Source organism: Micromonospora sp. PTRAS2 (assembly GCF_054052245.1).
Genome location: NZ_JBSWBU010000001.1, coordinates 200,222 through 216,065, shown reverse-complemented (window position 1 = coordinate 216,065; position 15,844 = coordinate 200,222). Strand labels below are relative to the sequence as shown.

Genomic DNA, 15,844 nt, shown 5'->3' with positions numbered 1-15,844 from the left:
ACCGGGCGGGGCCGGTCACGCCCGGCGGCGGGCGACCAGCACGGCGTCGTGGATGGTGACCTCGCGGCCCTCCGGGTCGACCGTGGCCCGGGCCCGGGTCTCGGTGGCCAGCACCTGCCAGGCGGCGGGGTCGAGGGCGGACGCGACCTCCTCGGCGGTGTACATCGCGTCCGGGAAGTGCATCCGGTGGGCGGTGGTGCGCAGGTCGCGCGGGTGGTGCCCGACGATCAGCAGCGTCCCGCCCGGCGCGACCGCCGCGGCGAGCCGCGCGAACAGTTCCCGCCGCGCCGCGCCCGGCAGGTGCATGAACTGCGCCGACACCAGGTCGTACGCGCCCTCGGCCGGCGGCGTGACGCGCAGGTCGGCGTGCAGCCACTCGATGCGGTCGGCGACCTCGGGACCCGCCGCCGCGGCGTGGGCGGCGGCCCGCTCCAGGGCGGTGGCGGAGATGTCGACCGCCGTGACCCGCCAGCCCCGCCCGGCGAGCCAGCCGGCGTCGGCGCCCTCCCCGCAGCCGACGTCGAGCGCCCGGCCCGCCGGCAGCCCGGTCGCCTCCGCGACGAGCTGGGGGTTGGGCCGGCCGCTCCACACCGCCGGCCGGGCGCGGTAGCGCTCCTCCCAGGCGGCCTCCTCGAACATCGTCCGCGTCCGCTCCCGGTACGCGTCCACGGCGGCGCGACCCTCCTCGGCGACGAGGTCGGCGTTGATCGCCGCGCCGGCGGCCAGGCCCGCCACGGCGGAGGCGACGACCTGGGCGCGTACGTCGGCCACGTTGCCCGCGACCCACACGCCGGGCACGGCGGTGGCTCCGGTCGGGTCGGCGGGCACCTGGCTGCCGATCACCTGCCCGCCGAACTCGACGTCGACCGGCTTGCACCCCAGCGACTCCAGCACCTCGGCGCGGGCGGTGAACCGGGGCGCGACGACCACCGCGTCGAGCGCGACGACCTCGCCGGAGGCCAGGCGTACCCCGGTCAGGGTGTCGTCGGTGACCTCGACGGCCGCGACCCGGTCCGCCACGACGGTGATCTCCCGCGCGGCGAGCCGCTCGACGTCCTCGGCGGCGAGCGTCGCGTCGTGCAGCAGGAGCAGCACGTGCGGGCTCCACTGCCGCCACAGCTCCGCCTGGTGCACGGCCGTCGGGCCGGTGGCGAGGACGCCGATGCGCCGGTCCCGGACCTCCCACCCGTGGCAGTACGGGCAGTGCAGCACGTCGTGACCCCACCGCTCGGCCAGCCCCGGCAGGTCGGGCAGCTCGTCGACGAGCCCGGTCGCCACCAGCAGCCGCCGCGCCCGCACCTCCCGCCCGCCGTCCAGCGTGACCACGAAGCCGGTGTCCCCCCGGGCTGCCGCCTCGACCCGGCCGGCGACGATCTCGCCGCCGTAGCGGGTCACCTCGTCGCGCCCGGCCGCCACCAGCTCGGCCGGCGGGGTGCCCTCCCGGCCCAGGTAGTTGTGCACGTGCCCGGCCGGGGCGTTGCGCGGCTGCCCGGCGTCCACCACCAGCACCGACCGCCGCGCCCGGGCGAGGGCCAGGGCCCCGCTCAGCCCGGCCGCGCCCCCGCCGACCACCACCACGTCGTACGCCTCGTCCACCGCGCGCCTCCTTCGCTCGTCGTGCGCCCACCGTGCCGCGCGGCCCGCCGATCCGACAAGAGAAGTTGCCGGAACGGCAAAAGACCGGCCGGCCGGATGGCCCCGCCGGAGGGGATTGCGGGGCATGTTACCTAGAACTACTATGCATTGCAGTTCTAGGGATAGGTGGTCGGATGCACATCACCAAGGACCTCGTCGCCGCCTCGGCGACGCCGCTCGTGCTGGGGATCCTCGCCGAGGGCGAGAGCTACGGCTACGCGATCCTCAAACAGGTCAACGAGCTCTCGGGCGGGCGGCTGGAGTGGACCGAGGGTCTGCTCTACCCGCTGCTGCACCGCCTGGAGCGGCTCGGGCACGTCGAGTCGTACTGGCAGACCCCGCCCGGGGGACGCCGCCGCAAGTACTACCGCATCACCGACCAGGGCCGGGCCGAGCTGGTCGAGCAGCACCGCCAGTGGGCCGCGGTCGTCGACGCCCTGCGCGGCGTCTGGAACACGACCCGGGCCATCAACCCGATCGTGGCACCGGCCTGGGAGGCGGGACGATGACCCTCGACAGCGACAGCGACAGCGACCTGGAAGGCCAGATCGCCCAGTGGCGGGCCTACACCCGCCGTCGCCGGGAGCTGCACCACGCCGACACCGAGGAGCTGGAGGACCACCTGCGCAGCCGGATCACCGAGCTGACCGAGGCGGGCCTGCGCACCGACGAGGCGTTCCTCATCGCCGTCAAGCGCATGGGCAGCCTCGACGAGCTGTCGCGGGAGTTCGCCCGCGAGCACTCCGAGCGGCTATGGAAACAGCTCGTCCTGCCGGGGGAGCCGGACGCGCCCGCCGCCGCCCGCGCCCGCCGCGAGCTGCCCGTCATGGTGCTCTGCGCGGCCCTCGCGGCCCTCGCCATCAAGGTGCCGAGCTGGTTCGGGCTCGACCTGGCCGACGAGGACGCCGCCTTCTACGCCCGCAATCTGAGCCTGTTCGCGCTGCCGGCGCTGGCCGCGTACTTCGCCTGGCAGCGCCGGGTCGGCGTCCGCGTCGTCGGGGCGCTCGTGGCGCTGTTCGCCCTCGGCGGGGTCGCCGCGAACGCCTACCCGCTCGCCGGGGACTCGCAGTCCTTCGGGCTCACGGCGATCCACCTGCCGCTGGCGTTGTGGCTGGTCGTCGGCGTCGCCTACGTGGGCGGCGACTGGCGCTCCGAGCGGCGCCGGATGGACTTCATCCGGTTCACCGGCGAGTGGGTGATCTACTTCAGCCTCCTCGCCCTGGGCGGCGGCGTGCTCACGGCCTTCACCGCCGGCACCTTCCGGGCCATCGGCATCGACGCCGAACAGTTCATCAGCTCGTGGCTGCTGCCGTGCGGCGCGATGGCGGCCGTCGTCGTGTCGGCGTGGCTGGTCGAGGCGAAGCAGAGCGTCATCGAGAACATGGCCCCGGTGCTGACCCGCGTCTTCACGCCGCTGTTCGCGGCGACCCTGCTGGCGTTCCTGGTCGCCGTCGTCTGGACCAACAGCGGCATCGACGTCAAGCGCGACGTGCTCATCCTGTTCGACCTGCTGCTCGTCGTCGTGCTGGGCCTGCTGCTGTACGCCATCTCCGCCCGCGACCCCGCCGCCCGGCCCGGGCTGTTCGACCGCCTCCAGTTGGCGCTCGTCGTCAGCGCCCTGGTCATCGACGTCCTGGTGCTGGTGGCGATCACCAGCCGGATCGGCGAGTGGGGCTTCAGCCCCAACAAGACGGCGGCGCTGGGGGAGAACATCGTCCTGCTGACCAACCTGGCCTGGTCGGCGTGGCTGTTCCTCGGCTTCGTCCGGGGCCGCGCGCCCTTCGCCCGCCTGGAGCGCTGGCAGACCCGCTACCTCGCCGTGTACGCCGGCTGGGCCTGGGTCGTCGTCCTGGCCTTCCCCCTCGTGTTCGACTTCGCCTGAGCCCCTGAGCCGGTCCGGTCGCCGTTCGCGCGGTGGCCGGGCCGGCTACGGCGTCCAGCGGATGTTGGGGTTCACCTGGCCGGTCCAGTTGAAGATGGCCATGTTGTCCCACTGGTTGCCGGTGCCGTTGATGTTCGCCGGGTCCCACCCGTTGCCGGGGACGGCGTACCAGGTCGGCTCCCAGTAGAAGACGCCGACGGCACCGGCGTCGCGGGCGGTGTTCTGCACCCAGGCGAACTCGGTGGCCTGCCCGCTCCAGCTCGCGGGGTGGCCGGCGCAGGGCTCGCCACCGTTGATCGAGTTCGGCTCGCCGTCGGCGTTCGCGGCGGTGAACGGGTACGCCGTCTCGGTGAGCACGACGGGCCGGCCGTAGCGGGACCGCACGTCGGTGATGACGTTGTAGAGGTTGGCCAGGCTGCCGTGCCACATGCAGTAGTAGGACAGGGCGGTCAGGTCCCACTGGACGCCCTTGGCCCGGATGCCGTCGTAGAACCAGCGCGCGTTGGCCATGCTGTCCGCGTTGGCGGTGTGGATGATCACCTGAGTGCCGCCGTTGCACTGCTTCGTCGCCTGGTAGCCGGCCTTGAGCAGCAGGCTGAGGTTGGTGAAGTCGTTGTTGACGACCTTGCCGTCGTTCCACAGCATGCCGACGTTGATCTCGTTGCCGATCTGCACGCTGTCCGGCGTGGTGCCCTGCGCCTTGAGGCTGGAGCAGACGTCGTAGGTGTAGTTGTAGACGTCCGTCTGCAACTGGCCGATGCCGTGGCTGGCCCAGGCGGCGGGCTTGTACTGCTTGCCCGGGTCGGCCCAGGTGTCCGAGTAGTGGAAGTCGATCATCAGCTTGAGGCCCTTGGCCTTGACCGTCCGCGCGTACGCCAGCACCCGGGCCTTGTTGTTCCAGCCGCTGGCGGGGTTGTTCCAGACCCGGAGCCGGACGTAGTTGACGCCGAGGCCCTTGAGGATGTCGAGCGGGTCCCGCGCCGTGCCGGCGGCGTCGTAATATCGCGCGCCGAGGTCCAGGCTGCGCTGCACGCTGGAGACGTCCGCGCCCAGCATGGTGAGCGTGTTCGCGGCGGAGGCCGGCGCGGGCGGCACGAGCAGGGCGGCCGGCAGGGCGACCAGCGCGAGGAACGCGGCGATCCAGGCGTGCGGGCGGGAGCGGTGCCGAGTCATCCCGACCTCCTCGGTGGCGGGCGCGGGGCCGGGGCGCGGCACCGCCGGACATCAATCGATGTCCATATATACCACAGGTGGCGGGCCCGTCAGGCGTTCCGCCCCGGGCGGTCGCCCGCCTCCGTCGAGGCGGCAGCCTGGTCGACCGGGCCCACCGCGAACGGGTGGCGCAGCCGCCGCATCGCCTCCTCGCTGCCGTCGAAGGTCACGCCCCGGTCGTCGAGGTCGTCGGCGGTCGGCGTGACGAGGAACAGGGCCGATCGATCGTCGTCGTGAAAAGTCATGCGGGAGTCCCGTTTCTGGAGAGGAAGAACCTGGGCGGCTGCGGGTGGTGTTGCCGCATGGTCCCAGTCGGCGCTCACACCGGCGCCCGATCACGATGCCCGACGGCGGAGGAACCTCCTGCCGACACCGTCACCCCGCACCATACCCGGCGACGCCCCCGTCCACGCCGGCCGGACGTCGCCGGCCTCAGTCCGTCGAAGCTCCCACCGTGGTCGCGGACGCCCGGCCCTCCTGCCGGGCCCGGTCGAGCAGCAGGTCGAGCCGCCGCTGCCGCCGCCGACGGACGGCCCGCAGCAGCAGGGCGACCGCGACGAGAACGACCAGCAGGCCGAGCTGCGGCCACGGCACCGCCCAGACCGTCACGGTGGCCGTGGCCTGCCGGACGTCGGCGACGGTCCCGTCGCCGAGCGCCGCCGGGGTCACCGTCACGGTCGTCCGCAGCGGGCCCAGCCCCCAGACGCCGCCGACGTTGGCCCGGGCCACGCGGCTGCCGCCGGGCAGCAGCTCCTCCACCTCGACGGTGGTGTCCCGTCTGGCGAGGCCGAACGCCTCCGAGACGGTCACCCGCCCCCGGCCGGAGGCCCAGACGTTGCCGCCGTTGGCCACCGCGTACCGCAGGCGGAGCGTGCCCGGCGCGAACGGGTTCCAGGACCGGGCGTATGTGGCGGTCACGTCGTCGACGGCCAGGGCCGCCGTGGCCGTGCCGCTGGCGCGCAGCATGACCCGGAAGCCGACCCGGCTCTCGACGGCGACCGTGCCGCCGGTGCTGGTGACCGACGCCGCGATGCCCGCCGGATGGTCGCCCGGCGCGGCGTCGGCGGGCACGGTGATCGTGAAGGGCACCACCTTCGTCTCGTTCGCGCCGACGGTGACCGTGTCGCGCACCGAGATCCAGGTGCCGCCGTCCTTCGACGTCTCGGTCGAGGGCAGCATGTTGAAGCGGCCCTTGTCGGTGAGATAGCCGTCGGCGGCCTGGAGGCGGAACACCGCCCTGGCGGCGCTGAAGTTGCGCACGGCCAGGTGTTCCGTCACCACCTGGCCGGGGTCGAGGGTGCGCTCGATCCACCGCCGGCCGTCCGGGCCGTCCGGGTCGGCCGGCTGCACCGCCCAGGTCAGCTTCGGCGCGGCGGGTTCCGCGCCGGCACCGGTGGGCGCGACCGGCACGGCGACGAGCACCGCCGCCAGCACGGCGAGCAGCCTCGGCAGCGCCTGCGGCACGGAACGGATCATCGGGCGTCCTCCGGCGGGGTGCGGGGGCGGGACCGCTGCCGGCCCCGCCCCCGCGCGTGATCATTCGAACAGGGACAGGGTCAACGTCGAGGTGTACGCGCCCGCGGCGACGTCCGCCGGGGTGCGCAGGTACAGGTCGGCGTTGACCGAGTACGAGTCACCGGCGACCGCCCCCGAGTCGTACGTCGACATCAGCAGCTCCTGGTCGGCCAGGCCGACATTGTTGCCGGGCTGGGTCGGCTCGTCCAGGACGGTCACGACCTCCTCGCCCTCGGTCACCGAGCCGGTGGTGCCGCCGTCGATGAGCCGCGGCTTCCAGCCGAGGTGACCGGCGCTGATCGGGGCCTGCCCGGAGCTGCCGACGAAGTCGCTCGCGCTGCCGACCACGGCCCAGGCCGCGCCGGCCGGCACCTCGTCGGCGGTGCGGGTGTCGGTGACCGTCACCGTCGGCAGGGTGCCGACGAACTGGCGTACCAGCAGGGTCGAGCCGTCCTCGGACAGCGCGACCGAGTCGCCCGCGACCGACAGGGCGAGCACGCCCGGCTCCCGGATCTCCTCGATGTCGACCGTCACCCGGACGTCGGCGCCGTCCTCGGCCAGGGCCGGTGCCGGCAGCGCCGCCGTCCCGGCCAGGATGGCGGCCGCGGCACCCGCCGCGTACAGCCGCTTACGCTTCCATGTGTTCATGCGATCTCCGTTGACGTCCGTGGTTGATGGGGGTTGGTGGTCATCCGCCGCAGCTGAGGGCGGGGTGGTTGGCGGTGACGACGGTGGTGACGGTGGTGCCGTCGACGGTGCCGGTGGCGCGGATGGTGGCGGTGCCGGCGGGGATGGAGGTGGCGCGGGTGGTGAAGGACTGGTAGGCGTTGGTGCCGGGTGCGACGGCGGTGACGGTGCGGGTGCCGTAGGCGGTTTCGAGGGTGATGTCGACGGGTGCGGTGTGGCCGTTGGTGGCCTGTACGGCGACGTAGGCGCGGCCGCCGACGCAGCGTGTCTGCGCGCTCGCCGTCACCGGCAGCTCCGGCTGACCGGTCGCGGCCGCGAACTTCCAGGAGTCGAGCTCGAAGAGGTCCGCCCCGGCGGGTCCCGAGTAGGTGAAGTAGACGTCGTGCACGCCGCTGACGCCCTGGAGCGCGGCGGTCACCTCGGCCCACTCGCCGGCGGGCGTGTCGACCTCGACCGTGCCGACCACGGGGCCCGCCACGTCGTCCAGGCGCACCTGCACCCGGCCGCCGGCGGCCAGCGCCCGCACCTTCGCCGTCACGCTCGCCGCGCCGGCCGTGCCGAAGTCGACGGACGACAGCGCCGTCCAGTCGCCGTTGTCGATGTCACGCACCACCAGGTTCGGCGCGGAGGTGCCGAACTGGGCGGAACCGCCGTCGACCTTCGCGGTCGCGATGCCCTTGCTCCAGCCGAAGGTCTCCGCCTCGAACAACCGGTACGGGTCGAAGTCGCGGACCTGGTCCACGCCCGCGTAGGTGCCCACGACCTGCTGGATCGTGCCGTCCGGGTTGAACGTCAGCTCCTGGATGTGCGGGCTGCGGTAGCCCTGCGTGGTGTTGCCGTTGATGCGCTTGTTGAGCGTCGGGGCGTGGTAGGTGAAGTAGTACCTGCCCCCGAACTCGAACACCGACTGGTGGTTGTTGCCGCCCGTGCCGGCGCCGAAGAACTGCGACTGGTTCGGGAACAGCACGCCCGCGTAGGTCTCCTTCGGCCAGGACATCGGGTCGTCGGAGATCAGGTAGCCGATCTGGCCGCCGCCGGGGTAGCCGGGCAGCGGGGTCTGGTTGCCGCCGAAGTCCGCGCCCCCGAAGTGCGACGAGTACGACAGGTAGTACTTGCCCTGGCGCTTGAAGACCTGGGCCGCCTCGAACGAGACCGGGGTGTCGACCACCACGGCCGAACCCTGGGTGGAGACCATGTCGTCGCCGAGCCTGATCGCCCGGATGTTCTTCGGGTTGTTGAAGCGCTCGGCGGCCGGCATGCTCGTCGACGCGGGGCCGCCACCGAAGTAGAGGTAGCCCTGGCCGTCGTCGTCCACCAGCGGGGCCGGGTCGAACTTCCACGCGACGTCCTCGGCACCGGGAGTGCTGCCGTTGATCAGCGTGCTCGTCCGCTCGCTGGTCCACGGGCCGAGCGGCGAGTCACCCGTGATCACGTTGCTCGAACCGCCGCCGTTGGCGTAGTAGAGGAAGAACTTCTCCTTCCCGTTCACCGTCTTCTTGGCCATGCCCGGCGCCCACGAGTTGCCGGTGAACGGCGCGACGCCGTTCGGGCCCGCGACCTGGATCTCGCCGTGGTCCGTCCAGTTCACGAGGTCCTCGGACGAGATCAGCGTGATCTGGTTGATGTTGCCGTAGTTGATGCTCGGCGAGATGCCCGTGACCGGGTCGGGCGCGTAGCCCTGGGTGTCGTTGGTCATGTACAGGTAGACCCGGCCGTTGTGCACGAAGCCGAAGCCGTCGGCGCCGAACTTGTGCCCGATCAACGGGTTGTGCTCGCCGGGCAGCTTGCCGACGACCTCGATGGTCCTCGACGGCGGCGGGGGCGGCGGCGCGCCGATCACCGACACGTCGTCGAGCGTGAAGTCCATGAGGTGCAGGGCCGGGTCGGTGGACGGCGTGCTCGTCCACGGCGTCTCGAAGAAGATCCGGGCCGTCGACACGCTCTGGGACGCCGGAATGGTGAACGTCCCGTTGAACTGCGCCCACTGCCCCTTCGTCGCGACCACGCTCACCAGGTTGGTGTAGGTGGACCCGCCGTAGTGCATGGTGGCGAAGAACTGCTTCGTCGCCGGCCCGGCCTCGTTCTCGTACTTGATCCGGGCCGTGAGGGCGTAGGTCTGCCCGGCCTGCACCTTGCCGCTGAGATCCTGCATCGGCCCGGAACCGGTCGTCGCCCGGCCGGTGACGAGCGCCGCGCCCGACCCGGCGTAGGCGTCCGACGTCGCCGACAGCGTCGCGCCGTCGGTCGAGTTGCCGTTGTTCACGAACCAGTTGGCGACGCCGGCCTCGAACCCCCCGTTCACGATGAGGTTCTCCTCGGCGGCCTGGGCCGGCGCCGACGTGGCGACCAGCCCCGCGGCCAGCATGGCGCCGACCGCCGCGATCGCGGTCACCCGTCGCCGGGTAGCCCCTCGCAAGCGTTGTCTCACTCGGTGTGCTCCTTCGTTGGGACGTGCACTGGTGGTGGGTCGCCGGCCCCTCTCGGGCCGGTCGGCTATGCGCCGCAGCTGAGGGCGGGGTGGTTGGCGGTGACGACGGTGGTGACGGTGGTGCCGTCGACGGTGCCGGTGGCGCGGATGGTGGCGGTGCCGGCGGCGACGGAGGTGGCGCGGGTGGTGAAGGACTGGTAGGCGTTGGCGCCGGGTGCGACGGCGGTGACGGTGCGGGTGCCGTAGGCGGTTTCGAGGGTGATGTCGACGGGTGCGGTGTGGCCGTTGGTGGCCTGTACGGCGACGTAGGCGCGGCCGCCGACGCAGCGCGTCTGCGCGCTCGCCGTCACCGGCAGCTCGGGCTCGGCGCGGAGCACGCCGAGCCGCGCCAACTGGAAGCTGAGCGACCGCTGCGGCGCGTCGATCTGGTTCTGGGTGCCGAACCGGCCGGCCCGGGCCGCCTTGGCGGTGGCGAGCGCGGCCCGCATCGCCGCCCAGGCGTCCGCCGGGTAGTGCCGGCTGTCGAGCGTCTCGGCGTGCGCGATGGCCGCGTCGAGCGCGCCGGTGTCCAGCGGCAGGCCCTGCGCGGTCAGCGTGTCGCTGAGCAGGTAGTGGTCGAAGTCGACCCGCCCGCCCGTGGCCTGCGTGGCGTAGTTGAACAGGCCGACCCGGTGGCCCATGAAGTGCGCGAGGCTGCCGTCGAGCGTCTGCGGGCCGACCCGGTTGCCGAGCTGCGTCCAGGTGAGCCCGTCGAGGCTGTAGTAGAAGGTGGTCCAGAGCTGCCCGACCGGCGCGGCGAAGTCGAGATCGGCCTTCACGTGGACCACGGTCGCGTCGCCCAGCGGCACCGTCGTGCCCGGCAGGAAGCTCTCCAGCGCGGCCTGGTCGAGGTCGACCGCGAACGGCTGCCCCCGGTTGACCACGCCGAGGGTGTTCTGGCCGTCGACGCGCTTGACCGCGACGTACGAGAAGCCCCGGTTGTAGGCGGCCAGGCCGGCGACGTCGCCGTTGCGCATGCCGGAGATGTCCATCCGGGTCTCGGCCGACTGGCGCGGGCCGAAGGTGCGCTGCGACAGGGTGTTGCGCGCCTCCTCGAACCAGGCGAGTTCGGCCCGGTTCGACAGCTTCGTGTAGACGTACTGGCCGGTGACCACCTTGCCGGTGGTCAGGCGCAGCCAGCCCTCCCGGTCGGTGAGCGACCAGTACCGGTTGTCCGGGGCGTGGTTCCACTCCCAGGCCAGGTCCAGCCGCGAGCCGTTCGGGGCGATCTCCGCCTCGGTCGGGTGTTCGGTGGTGACGGGCTGCCCGACGACCGAGACGTCGTCGATCAGGTATTCCACCGTGGACGACGCCGGCTGCGGGTTGCCCCACGGCGTCTCCACCGCGAACTTGACGTTGGCGAGGTTCGCCGTCGCCGGGAACGTGTACTGGCCGGTGACCGTCGTCCACTGGCCGACGGGGACGGTGCCGAAGGTCATGACCTGCACGCCGGAGCCCCAGTCGGCGGCCAGGTTGAACCGGACGCTGGCCGGGCCCGAGGTGTACTTGATCTTCGCCGACACCGTGTAGGTCACACCGTGCTGGAGCTTGCCGGCGAGATTCTGGTGGGGGCCGGAGCCGTTGAGCGTGCGGTTGCCGACCCGCAGCGCCGCCGCGCCCGAGGCGGCGTCGGCCGGCTCCAGGGCGAGAGTCGCCCCGAACTGCGCGGACCACGGCGAGACGCTGCCGGACTCGAAGCCGGCGTTGCCGAGCAGCTCGACGCCGAGGAGCGACTCGTCGAGGTCGGGCGGCGTCGGGATCGTCCACTCCTCGTCCTGGTACGTCTTGTGCGGCGCGTCGTTGGCGAAGTCGTCCGAGGCGACGATGCTCTTCTGCCGTTCGAGGGCCTCCTCGGCCGGGCTCAGCCGGATCGGCTTGGTGAACGCGCCGTCGACCGGCACGACCCCGTTGTTGCCGAACGTCGGCCACCCGTCGGACCAGGTGGCGGGGATGAGGGCGGGGATGCGGCCGATCGGGAACGTGTCGCGGAAGAACATCCCGTGCCAGTCCGTCCCGCCGCCGACGCGCGCGACCGGCACGAGGCTGCCCTGGGCGAAGCCGTTGGAGTTGAGCACGCCGCGCGCCTCGTAGGTGTTGACCCCGCCGGCCGAGGTGTACCGCCCGAGCAGGTCCTTCGAGCGGAACATGACGACCTGACGCCCCTGGCCGGAGGGCCAGGTGATGATGACGGCGTAGTACCAGCCGTCGATGTGGTAGAACTGCGCGCCCTCGAACAGGCCGCCGATGAACGGTTGGCCGGCGTAGTCGGCCGCCGTGAAGATGTTCGGGTAGTCCTGCTCGATCGCGGTCAGGCCGGCGTTGAGGCGTACGGCGCTGGTGCCGCCCGAGCCGTAGAAGATGTACGGCGTGCCGTCCACGTCGAAGAAGAGCGACGGGTCGTGCAGGCCACGGCCGAGGGCGGTGCGCTGCCACGCGCCGTTCTCGATGTCGTCGGTGCGGTAGATGTACGCGCCGTTGAGGTTGTTGGTGTTGAACGCGACGTAGTACATGCCGTCGTGGTAGCGCAGCGACGACGCCCACTGCCCCTGACCGTAGGAGTTCTGGCCGTTGCGCAGGGAGAACGAGTCGCCGATGCTGGCCCGGTCGAAGACGTAGTTGACCGTCTCCCAGTTGACGAGGTCGTACGACTTCATGATCGGTGCACCCGGGCTCAGGTGCATCGTCGTGCTGATCATGTAGTAGATGTCGCGGCCCTCGTCGTTCTCGGCGGCCGGGACCCGCTCGACGCTGATGTCCGGCACGTCGGAGCGCAGCAGCGGCACGGTGTACGTGCCGTCGCCCCGGTCGGTCGACGTGTGCGACGACTCCGGGGACCACTCGTCGGCCGCCTGCGCCGCTGTGCCGATCGTCACGACACCGGCGCACAGGAGGAGCGCCCCCACGGCTGCCAGTGAGACCCGTCGTAGCCCTCCGGAGGCACCACGACCCACGGTTACTTTCATGCGAACTCCTGCCGCCAACGTAACGGGAGGTTCATAGTGTTATCGCTCACATGCGGTGTCAAGACGTTCCCGAGACTTGCCGGAAATCTTCGTGAAACAGTCGCCGCCGGGCGTGGAAGCGCTCCCGTAGCGGCAGATCAGCCGCGCTCCGATCAGGTGCAAGTCGCCCGGTTCGCGGCGAATCACGTGAGCGCGACCTATGGGGCAAGGGCCCGCGAGTGCCGAATACCGGGTCACGATGTTTGCGCTAACACGTCCCTGTCGTGAGGGGGGCCAAGAATAGCGGCGGCAGTCGCTCCCAATCGCTCGGGAGGCGCAATTCAAAATGAGTCCCGTCGATCTGCTGTTGCATTGTCGGCGGTGATTCGGGTCGCCGGTCGAACGCTGCGCGGGGGGCTGACCCGAAACCCGCCGCCGGGGAGACTGCGGTACGGCCCGCACCGCGCGGGCCACCTCGACCCCGGGAGGCAGCAGATGACTCCGGCCCAGGCCCGCACGACCCCCGGCACCGCCGGCTGGAGCGACGGCGCGTTCACCAACCCGGTGCTCGCCGGTCTGCACCCGGACCCGAGCGTCTGCCGGGTCGGCGACGACTACTACCTGGCCTGCTCCAGCTTCGAGTACTTCCCCGGGGTGCCCATCTTCCACAGCCGCGACCTCGTGCACTGGGCACAGATCGGCAACGTGCTGGACCGGCCCGGCCAACTGGTGCTGCCCGCGACGATGCCGTCGTCCGCCGGCGTCTACGCGCCGACGCTGCGCCACCACGACGGCCGCTTCTGGCTGATCGTCACCAACTGCGCCGACGGCGGCGGTAACCTCCTCTACACCGCCACCGACCCCGCCGGCGACTGGTCGGATCCCGTCCGGCTGCCCGGCATCGGCGGCATCGACCCGGACCTCGCCTGGGACGACGACGGCACCTGCTGGTGCACCTACGCCGGCATCGAGCAGGTGCGCCTCGACCCGCACACCGGGCGGACGCTCGGCCCGCCCCGCCGCCTGTGGTCCGGCGCGCCCGGCGCGCAGGCACCGGAGGCCCCGCACCTGTACCGGGTCGGCGACCACTGGTATCTCCTGATCGCCGAGGGCGGCACCGAACGCGGGCACGCCGTCTCGATCGCCCGCGCCCCCGCGCCCGACGGGCCCTACGAGCCGTGCCCGGCCAACCCGATCCTGACCCACCGGGGCACCAACCGTCCGATCCAGAACACGGGCCACGCCGACCTCGTCGAGGCGGCCGACGGAACCTGGTGGATGGTGCTGCTCGGCGTACGCCCCGGCGGCGGCACCCCCGGCTGGCACGTGCTCGGGCGGGAGACGTTCCTGGCCCCGGTGACCTGGGTCGACGACTGGCCGGTGGTGGGCGCGGTCGAGCCGGTCATGCAGGCGCCGCCGTGGCCCGCGCACCCGGTGCCGACGTCGCCCGTGCGGGACGACTTCGACGCCGACGGGCTGCACCCGCGCTGGGTGTCGGTGCGGTCCCGACCCGCCGGGAGCTGGTCGCTGACCGAGCGGCCCGGCTGGCTCACGCTGCGGGCGCGCGGCGCGTCGCTGGACGAGCCCGACGTCACGTTCGTCGGCCGCCGCCAGCAGCACCTGTCGTGCCGGGTGCGGACGCTGGTCGACGCGACCGGGGGGCGCGGCGGCCTCGCCGTACGCCTCGACGAGCGGCACCACTACGAGATCGAGGCGGGCGACGGCGAGGTGCGGGTGCTCGCGCGGATCGGCTCGGTGCTGTCCACGGTGGCCACCCGGCCCGTCGGGGCCGGCCCGGTGTGTCTGCGCGTCGACGTGGTCGCCCCGTCGCCCGGCGACTGGCACCCGGCCAAGGAACCCGACGTGCTCCGGTTCGGCGTCGAGGCGGCGGACGGCACGTACGACGTGCTGGGCACGCTCGACGGCCGTTACCTGTCCACGGAGGTCGCCGGCGGCTTCACCGGCCGGGTCGTCGGCATGTACGCCGGGTCCGGCAGCGTCCGCTTCGACTGGTTCGACTACGAGCCCCGCGACCTCGCGCGCGCGGACGGGGCGGTGCCGTCCGGGACCGAGCCGGGGCGCTGACGGCCGGCGGGCCCGGAGCCGGGTGGCTCCGGGCCCTGATCGTGCCGTGCTCAGGGGCTGGTGCAGGAGACGTTGCTGGGCGCGGGCCCGTCGCCGGTGGCGGTGAACCCGAACGTCGTCGAGCCGTTCGGGGCGACCGTGCCGTTGTAGGCGGCGTTCTTGACGGTGACGTTGCCGGTGGTGCCCGTGTTGACGCCGTTCCAGACGCTGCTGATGGCCTGGCCGCTGCCCAGCGTCAGGCGTACGGTCCAGCCGTTCAGCGTGGCGGTGGTGCCGTTGGCCACGGTGACCTCACCCTGGAACCCGCCGGGCCAGCTGTTGACCGCGCGGTACGTGGCGGTGCAGGTGCCGGGCTCGCCGGTCGGCGGCGGAGTCGTCGGCGGCGGGGAGGTCGGGGGCGGGGTGGTCGGCGGCGTGCTGGTGGGGGGAGCGGTGGTCGGCGGCGTGGTCGACGCGAACTGGCTGAAGAACTTCCAGATCTCGCCCGAGGTCCAGGTCCGGGAGTCGTTGGGGCTGGAGGAGCCGTCCACCGGGCTGGGGGTGTGGTCACCGTCGAAGGCGGCCCACTGCACGGGGTAGCCGGCCCGGCAGCCGGAGTAGGCGGTGGTGATGTGGGTCAGGCTGCCCCGGCTCGGCTCGCGCGGGCTCTGCGCGGTGCAGCCGTTGTTCCTGACGAACGTGTCGCGCAGCGACCGGCCCGCCGAGATGTTCAGCACGCTGTCGTAGATGCCGTGGATGCCGAAGTACGCCACCGGCTGGGTGCCGGGGTTGCAGCCGCTGAGGTTGGCCCCGGACAGGACGCTGACCGCCCGGATGACGGTGGGCCGGGCGCAGGCCACCGCGTAGCTCATGGCCCCGCCGTAGCTCCAGCCGAGCGCGAAGCGCTGCGTCGTGTCGACGCAGAGGTCGTTCTCGATCACCCGGGAGATGTCGTCGAACAGGGTCAGGTCACGGCCGTTGGTGTTGGCCCAGCCGTTGTCGATGCCCTGCGGCGCGACGAAGATCGTGCTGTTGTTCGACAGCGGCAGCAGGCCGTAGTAGCCGGCCGAGGCGACGTTGTTGGCCGAGCCGTTCAGCCAGTGGAAGCCGAAGATCAGCCGGTAGGGGCGGTTCCTGTCGTACCCGTCGGGGATCCGCAGGATGTAGCTGCGGTTCTGCCCGCTGCTGGAGATCGTGCGCGTGCCGCTGGTCAGCGTGGGGGCCTTCCCACAGCCGGCGGTCGCCGCGAGCGTGCCGTTCGTCGCGGCCTCCGCCGCCTGGCCGAGGCTGCCGGTCAGCACGCCGCCGGCGGTGGCGACGACGAGCGCCGCCGCGGCCGCGACGGAGGAGAGGACGTATCTGTGTTTCCACTGCCTCACCATTGCCTGGTTCCTTCCATCGATCGTCATGTGCGTGGTGGGGTCGTGTTGCCGTCCGTCG

At 72.3% G+C, this 15,844-nt stretch carries 11 protein-coding genes; 3 read left to right on the top strand and 8 right to left on the bottom strand.

The features are described from left to right. Window positions 1–15: 15 nt before the first annotated feature. Window positions 16–1,596 (bottom strand): FAD-dependent oxidoreductase, encoded by a 1,581-nt coding sequence (locus tag ACVMYR_RS01015; RefSeq protein WP_457120892.1) that lies wholly within the window; start codon window positions 1,594–1,596, stop codon window positions 16–18. A gap of 173 nt (window positions 1,597–1,769) precedes the next feature. On the opposite strand from ACVMYR_RS01015, the gene ACVMYR_RS01010 reads away from it, so the two are divergent. Both ACVMYR_RS01010 and ACVMYR_RS01005 read left to right on the top strand, forming a co-directional pair. Beyond that, window positions 1,770–2,144: a PadR family transcriptional regulator gene (locus ACVMYR_RS01010; protein ID WP_457120891.1), complete on the top strand. Its 375-nt coding sequence runs from the start codon at window positions 1,770–1,772 to the stop codon at window positions 2,142–2,144. After that, window positions 2,141–3,517 (top strand): permease prefix domain 1-containing protein, encoded by a 1,377-nt coding sequence (locus ACVMYR_RS01005; protein ID WP_457120890.1) that lies wholly within the window; start codon window positions 2,141–2,143, stop codon window positions 3,515–3,517. The genes ACVMYR_RS01010 and ACVMYR_RS01005 overlap by 4 nt, the downstream gene beginning before the upstream one ends. A 45-nt stretch (window positions 3,518–3,562) precedes the next feature. On the opposite strand, the gene ACVMYR_RS01000 is transcribed toward ACVMYR_RS01005, so the two are convergent. The 6 genes from ACVMYR_RS01000 to ACVMYR_RS00975 all read right to left on the bottom strand — a co-directional run bounded on the left by ACVMYR_RS01000 (window position 3,563) and on the right by ACVMYR_RS00975 (window position 12,271). Beyond that, complete coding sequence (locus ACVMYR_RS01000) at window positions 3,563–4,690, bottom strand: glycoside hydrolase family 53 protein (protein WP_043963826.1); 1,128 nt, start codon at window positions 4,688–4,690, stop codon at window positions 3,563–3,565. A gap of 89 nt (window positions 4,691–4,779) precedes the next feature. After that, window positions 4,780–4,974, bottom strand: a complete 195-nt coding sequence (locus ACVMYR_RS00995) for a hypothetical protein (RefSeq protein ID WP_077935877.1) — start codon at window positions 4,972–4,974, stop codon at window positions 4,780–4,782. Between the two features lie 187 nt (window positions 4,975–5,161). After that, the gene (locus tag ACVMYR_RS00990; protein WP_077935878.1) at window positions 5,162–6,205 is read right to left on the bottom strand and encodes a hypothetical protein; all 1,044 of its coding nucleotides are present in this window, start codon (window positions 6,203–6,205) and stop codon (window positions 5,162–5,164) included. A 60-nt stretch (window positions 6,206–6,265) separates the two neighbouring features. Beyond that, window positions 6,266–6,892 carry a hypothetical protein gene (locus ACVMYR_RS00985; RefSeq protein ID WP_077935879.1) on the bottom strand — a complete coding sequence of 209 codons (627 nt, stop codon included), beginning with the start codon at window positions 6,890–6,892 and terminating at the stop codon, window positions 6,266–6,268. 40 nt (window positions 6,893–6,932) lie between these two features. Further along, window positions 6,933–9,323 (bottom strand): family 43 glycosylhydrolase, encoded by a 2,391-nt coding sequence (locus ACVMYR_RS00980; RefSeq protein ID WP_228986361.1) that lies wholly within the window; start codon window positions 9,321–9,323, stop codon window positions 6,933–6,935. A 101-nt stretch (window positions 9,324–9,424) separates the two neighbouring features. Next, the gene (locus tag ACVMYR_RS00975; RefSeq protein ID WP_457120889.1) at window positions 9,425–12,271 is read right to left on the bottom strand and encodes a family 43 glycosylhydrolase; all 2,847 of its coding nucleotides are present in this window, start codon (window positions 12,269–12,271) and stop codon (window positions 9,425–9,427) included. A gap of 564 nt (window positions 12,272–12,835) precedes the next feature. Here ACVMYR_RS00975 and ACVMYR_RS00970 point away from each other — a divergent pair. Then, window positions 12,836–14,425 carry a glycoside hydrolase family 43 protein gene (locus tag ACVMYR_RS00970; protein ID WP_457120888.1) on the top strand — a complete coding sequence of 530 codons (1,590 nt, stop codon included), beginning with the start codon at window positions 12,836–12,838 and terminating at the stop codon, window positions 14,423–14,425. Window positions 14,426–14,475: 50 nt separating this feature from the next. Here the strand turns inward: ACVMYR_RS00970 and ACVMYR_RS00965 are convergent, their stop codons facing one another. After that, on the bottom strand, window positions 14,476–15,786 hold the full coding sequence (locus ACVMYR_RS00965; protein ID WP_457120887.1) for a cellulose binding domain-containing protein: 1,311 nt from the start codon (window positions 15,784–15,786) through the stop codon (window positions 14,476–14,478). Between the last annotated feature and the right edge of the window lie 58 nt (window positions 15,787–15,844).

What these genes read in the sequence shown, in the direction of transcription:
- ACVMYR_RS00985 (WP_077935879.1), bottom strand. Translation starts at nt 6,892, where the DNA reads ATGAACACATGGAAGCGTAAGCGGCTGTACGCGGCGGGTGCCGCGGCC.
- ACVMYR_RS01010 (WP_457120891.1), top strand. Translation starts at nt 1,770, where the DNA reads ATGCACATCACCAAGGACCTCGTCGCCGCCTCGGCGACGCCGCTCGTG.
- ACVMYR_RS01005 (WP_457120890.1), top strand. Translation starts at nt 2,141, where the DNA reads ATGACCCTCGACAGCGACAGCGACAGCGACCTGGAAGGCCAGATCGCC.
- ACVMYR_RS00995 (WP_077935877.1), bottom strand. Translation starts at nt 4,974, where the DNA reads ATGACTTTTCACGACGACGATCGATCGGCCCTGTTCCTCGTCACGCCG.
- ACVMYR_RS00965 (WP_457120887.1), bottom strand. Translation starts at nt 15,786, where the DNA reads ATGGTGAGGCAGTGGAAACACAGATACGTCCTCTCCTCCGTCGCGGCC.
- ACVMYR_RS00990 (WP_077935878.1), bottom strand. Translation starts at nt 6,205, where the DNA reads ATGATCCGTTCCGTGCCGCAGGCGCTGCCGAGGCTGCTCGCCGTGCTG.
- ACVMYR_RS01000 (WP_043963826.1), bottom strand. Translation starts at nt 4,690, where the DNA reads ATGACTCGGCACCGCTCCCGCCCGCACGCCTGGATCGCCGCGTTCCTC.
- ACVMYR_RS00970 (WP_457120888.1), top strand. Translation starts at nt 12,836, where the DNA reads ATGACTCCGGCCCAGGCCCGCACGACCCCCGGCACCGCCGGCTGGAGC.